Genomic DNA, 5,156 nt, shown 5'->3' on the forward strand with positions numbered 1-5,156 from the left:
AAGAAATAAAGTTTAATAAAAAGCTTGACAAAACCAAAAAGATTTCTACCTTTGCAATCCCAAACAGAACGGGAGTTACCAAACGGAGTTTGTTAACAGAATAAAAAAGATTGAAACGTTGAGGATTTGAAACTGAGATTCGGAACATTAAGACCGGAACGAAACTGAAGAATAATAAACGAAGAAATATAAAGAAGACCCGTGAGGCGATTCGAGAAGTTCATTAAAGAGATGTCATTTATAAAGCATAGCGAGGTAAGATAGTACAGTTTCAAAGTACATGAAAACCAAAGCTATTTTTTCAAGTCAGAATCTAACTAGACAATATATAATTAGAATAAGACTATTATTAATACAAGTTAAGAATGGTCAGTGTTCAAACATAACATTTTACAATGGAGAGTTTGATCCTGGCTCAGGATGAACGCTAGCGGCAGGCCTAATACATGCAAGTCGAACGATACTACCGGGCTTGCTCGGTAGGAAAGTGGCGCACGGGTGCGTAACGCGTATGCAACCTACCTTAATCAGGGGGATAGCCCGAAGAAATTCGGATTAACACCGCATAAAAACACAGGATAGCATTATCCAATGTTCAAATATTTATAGGATTAAGATGGGCATGAGAGGATGACCCCCCACACTGGTACTGAGACACGGACCAGACTCCTACGGGAGGCAGCAGTAAGGAATATTGGTCAATGGAGGCAACTCTGAACCAGCCATGCCGCGTGCAGGAAGACAGCCCTCTGGGTCGTAAACTGCTTTTATTCGGGAATAAACCACATTACGTGTARTGTGCTGAATGTACCGAAGGAATAAGGATCGGCTAACTCCGTGCCAGCAGCCGCGGTAATACGGAGGATCCAAGCGTTATCCGGATTTATTGGGTTTAAAGGGTGCGTAGGCGGCTTATTAAGTCAGGGGTGAAAGACGGTGGCTCAACCATCGCAGTGCCCTTGATACTGATGAGCTTGAATACACTAGAGGTAGGCGGAATGTGACAAGTAGCGGTGAAATGCATAGATATGTCACAGAACACCGATTGCGAAGGCAGCTTACTATGGTGTGATTGACGCTGAGGCACGAAAGCGTGGGGATCAAACAGGATTAGATACCCTGGTAGTCCACGCCCTAAACGATGAATACTCGCTGTTAGCGATACACAGTTAGCGGCTAAGCGAAAGCGTTAAGTATTCCACCTGGGGAGTACGCCCGCAAGGGTGAAACTCAAAGGAATTGACGGGGGCCCGCACAAGCGGAGGAGCATGTGGTTTAATTCGATGATACGCGAGGAACCTTACCCGGGCTTGAAAGTTAGTGAATCATTTAGAGATAGATGAGTGAGCAATCACACGAAACTAGGTGCTGCATGGCTGTCGTCAGCTCGTGCCGTGAGGTGTTGGGTTAAGTCCCGCAACGAGCGCAACCCCTATGTTTAGTTGCCAGCACGTTAAGGTGGGGACTCTAAACAGACTGCCTGTGCAAACAGAGAGGAAGGAGGGGACGACGTCAAGTCATCATGGCCCTTACGTCCGGGGCTACACACGTGCTACAATGGATGGTACAGAGGGCAGCTAGCTGGTAACAGTATGCGAATCTCACAAAGCCATTCACAGTTCGGATAGAGGTCTGCAACTCGACCTCTTGAAGTTGGATTCGCTAGTAATCGCGTATCAGCAATGACGCGGTGAATACGTTCCCGGGCCTTGTACACACCGCCCGTCAAGCCATGGAAGTTGGGGGTACCTAAAGTATGTAACCGTAAGGAGCGTCCTAGGGTAAAACCGATAACTGGGGCTAAGTCGTAACAAGGTAGCCGTACCGGAAGGTGCGGCTGGAATACCTCCTTTCTGGAGTAGTTCSGACTACTTGCTATGCTAAATGATATAAATGACARWAAAATCTCAAAAGAAAAACCCATAGGATGAAACATCACATAGTGTTTCAACTAAGCGAAGGTATTTGCAGGAGTAAMGACAAGGATTTGTGAAATGAGAAATCAGTACTCAAATACCGTCGGAATGAAAAACAAATAGTCCCGTAGCTCAGTTGGTTAGAGCACTACACTGATAATGTAGGGGTCAGCAGTTCAAATCTGCTCGGGACTACATTATATATTCTAAGGGGGATTAGCTCAGCTGGCTAGAGCGCCTGCCTTGCACGCAGGAGGTCAACGGTTCGACTCCGTTATTCTCCACCATCACCGGTGTCTGTTASAAAAGGCACGTAAATAGGAAGCMAACCGAAAGGAAAGCAACCCGGGATAGAAAGTTCTTTGACATATTGGAAGAAGTTAAAAAAGAAGAGCAAACAACAATAGAGACGTTGTTTGAAGGACAAAAGAGGAAAGAAAAGGGATGAAGACTTCGGTCGTTGTTCATGATCAATTATCTTTATTCTTTTAACAACAATCAAAAAAAGCATTTCCATAGGCGCAAAAGGCTATGGAGAGAAGAAAGTAATTAAGAGCACACAGGGGATGCCTTGGCTCTCAGAGGCGATGAAAGACGTGATAAGCTGCGATAAGCTTCGGGGATTAGCAAATATGAATTGATCCGGAGATTTCTGAATGGGGAAACCTAGCTAGTTGAAGACTAGTTGTACAATGTACGCAAACCTGCCGAACTGAAACATCTAAGTAAGCAGAGGAAGAGAAAATAATAATGATTTCCTAAGTAGTGGCGAGCGAACGGGAAAGAGCCCAAACCATTGATGTTACGGCATTAGTGGGGTTGTAGGACTACGATATGATTATAATGCAATGAAGTGGAACAGGATGGGAAGCCTGGCAATATAGAGTGAGAGCCTCGTACACGTAAGTACCATTAGTCTAGTAGTATCCTGAGTACCGCGAGGTCGGAGACGCCTTGTGGGAATCTGCCGGCACCATCCGGTAAGGCTAAATACTCCTGAGAGACCGATAGTGAACCAGTACCGTGAGGGAAAGGTGAAAAGAACCCCGAACAGGGGAGTGAAATAGAACCTGAAACTGTGTGCTTACAAGCGGTCGGAGCGTCCAGGTGGCGTGACGGCGTGCCTTTTGCATAATGAGCCTACGAGTTACTCTTCTCTGGCAAGGTTAAGTGTTTAAGACACGGATCCGAAGCGAAAGCGAGTCTGAATAGGGCGTATAGTCAGGGGAGGTAGACGCGAAACCTTGTGATCTACCCATGGACAGGTTGAAGGTGCGGTAACACGTACTGGAGGACCGAACCGATAAACGTTGAAAAGTTTCCGGATGATCTGTGGGTAGGGGTGAAAGGCTAATCAAACTGGGAAATAGCTCGTACTCCCCGAAATGTTTTTAGGAACAGCGTCGTGGTTWAGTTAAATAGAGGTAGAGCTACTGATTGGGTGCGGGGGAGTCAAATCCTACCAAATCCAGACAAACTCCGAATGCTATTTAATATACACGGCAGTGAGGCGCGGGGTGCTAAGGTCACGCGCCGAGAGGGAAAGAACCCAGACCATCAGCTAAGGTCCCCAAGTTACAGTTAAGTTGAACTAACGAGGTCCGATTGCATAGACAGCTAGGATGTTGGCTTGGAAGCAGCCATTCATTTAAAGAGTGCGTAACAGCTCACTAGTCGAGCGATCGGGCATGGATAATAAACGGGCATAAAATTGTACACCGAAGCTATGGGTAATATTAATATTACGGTAGGGGAGCATTCCAGCGGCAGCGAAGGTATGACGTAAGTTTTGCTGGAGCTTCTGGAAAAGCAAATGTAGGCATAAGTAACGATAAGGCAGGCGAGAAACCTGCCCGCCGAAAGGATAAGGTTTCCTGATCAACGCTAATCGGATCAGGGTTAGTCGGGGCCTAAGGAGAACCCGAAGGGGAAATTCGATGGACAACGGATTAATATTTCCGTACTTTTTATAACTGCGATGTGGGGACGGAGTAGTGACACTGCCGCGATCTGACGGAATAGATCGTTGAAGGCTGTAGGTATAGGACTGGTAGGCAAATCCGCCGGTCTTGCTGAACGCTGATAGTACCGCAAACCTTCGGGGGCGTGGATAGTGCAGGTAATCAGACTTCCAAGAAAAACCGCTAAGCTTCAGGTTATAAAAACCCGTACCGCAAACCGACACAGGTATCCGGGAAGAGAATTCTAAGGCGCTCGAGTGAATCATGGCTAAGGAACTCGGCAAAATGGCCCTGTAACTTCGGGAGAAGGGGCGCTGGTAGCAATATCAGCCGCAGTGAAAAGGCCCAGGCGACTGTTTAACAAAAACACATGGCTTTGCAAAATCGAAAGATGAAGTATAAGGCCTGACACCTGCCCGGTGCTGGAAGGTTAAGAGGGGATGTCATCCGCAAGGAGAAGCATTGAATCGAAGCCCCAGTAAACGGCGGCCGTAACTATAACGGTCCTAAGGTAGCGAAATTCCTTGTCGGGTAAGTTCCGACCTGCACGAATGGTGTAACGATCTGGGCGCTGTCTCAGCCATGAGCTCGGTGAAATTGTGGTCCCGGTGAAGACGCCGGGTACCCGCAACGGGACGGAAAGACCCCATGCACCTTCACTACAATTTAACATTGACATTGGATACAGGATGTGTAGGATAGGTGGGAGACTATGAAGTGGCATCGCTAGGTGTTGTGGAGTCAACGTTGAAATACCACCCTTTTTGTATTCGGTGTCTAACCTGGCWWRKCTAGGGACATTGTTTGATGGGTAGTTTGACTGGGGTGGTCGCCTCCAAAAAGGTAACGGAGGCTTTCAAAGGTAAGCTCAATACGCTTGGTAACCGTATGAGGAGTGCAATAGCATAAGCTTGCTTGACTGTGAGGCAAACAAGCCGAGCAGGGTCGAAAGACGGATATAGTGATCCGGTGGTTCTGCATGGAAGGGCCATCGCTCAAAGGATAAAAGGTACGCTGGGGATAACAGGCTGATCTCCCCCAAGAGCTCATATCGACGGGGAGGTTTGGCACCTCGATGTCGGCTCGTGAGTAGCTACGCTGGGAATAGATAAGCGCTGAAAGCATCTAAGTGCGAAACTAGCCACGAGATGAGAATTCCATATAGGACCGTAGCAGACTACTACGTTGATAGGTTACAGATGTAAAGGTTGTGAGATCAAAGTCGAGTAATACTAATCATCCGAAGCTTTCAAGAGCAATAAACTGTTGTTTGTTCTTC

The 5,156-nt window shown here is 47.0% G+C and carries 2 tRNA genes and 2 rRNA genes; all 4 read left to right on the top strand.

Annotated elements, in window-relative coordinates:
- Positions 1-392 precede the first annotated feature (392 nt).
- The 4 genes from EZ444_RS26905 to EZ444_RS26920 all read left to right on the top strand — a co-directional run bounded on the left by EZ444_RS26905 (position 393) and on the right by EZ444_RS26920 (position 5,132).
- A 16S ribosomal RNA gene (locus EZ444_RS26905) occupies positions 393-1,853 on the top strand.
- Between the two features lie 184 nt (positions 1,854-2,037).
- Positions 2,038-2,111: transfer RNA gene (locus EZ444_RS26910), tRNA-Ile, on the top strand.
- 15 nt (positions 2,112-2,126) lie between these two features.
- Positions 2,127-2,203: transfer RNA gene (locus EZ444_RS26915), tRNA-Ala, on the top strand.
- A 252-nt stretch (positions 2,204-2,455) separates the two neighbouring features.
- A 23S ribosomal RNA gene (locus EZ444_RS26920) occupies positions 2,456-5,132 on the top strand.
- Together the 16S and 23S rRNA genes with 2 tRNA genes alongside form the textbook arrangement of a ribosomal RNA operon.
- Positions 5,133-5,156: the final 24 nt, after the last annotated feature.

Origin of the sequence: Pedobacter hiemivivus, from assembly GCF_004331685.1 — a bacterium.
GTDB lineage: Bacteria > Bacteroidota > Bacteroidia > Sphingobacteriales > Sphingobacteriaceae > Pedobacter > Pedobacter hiemivivus.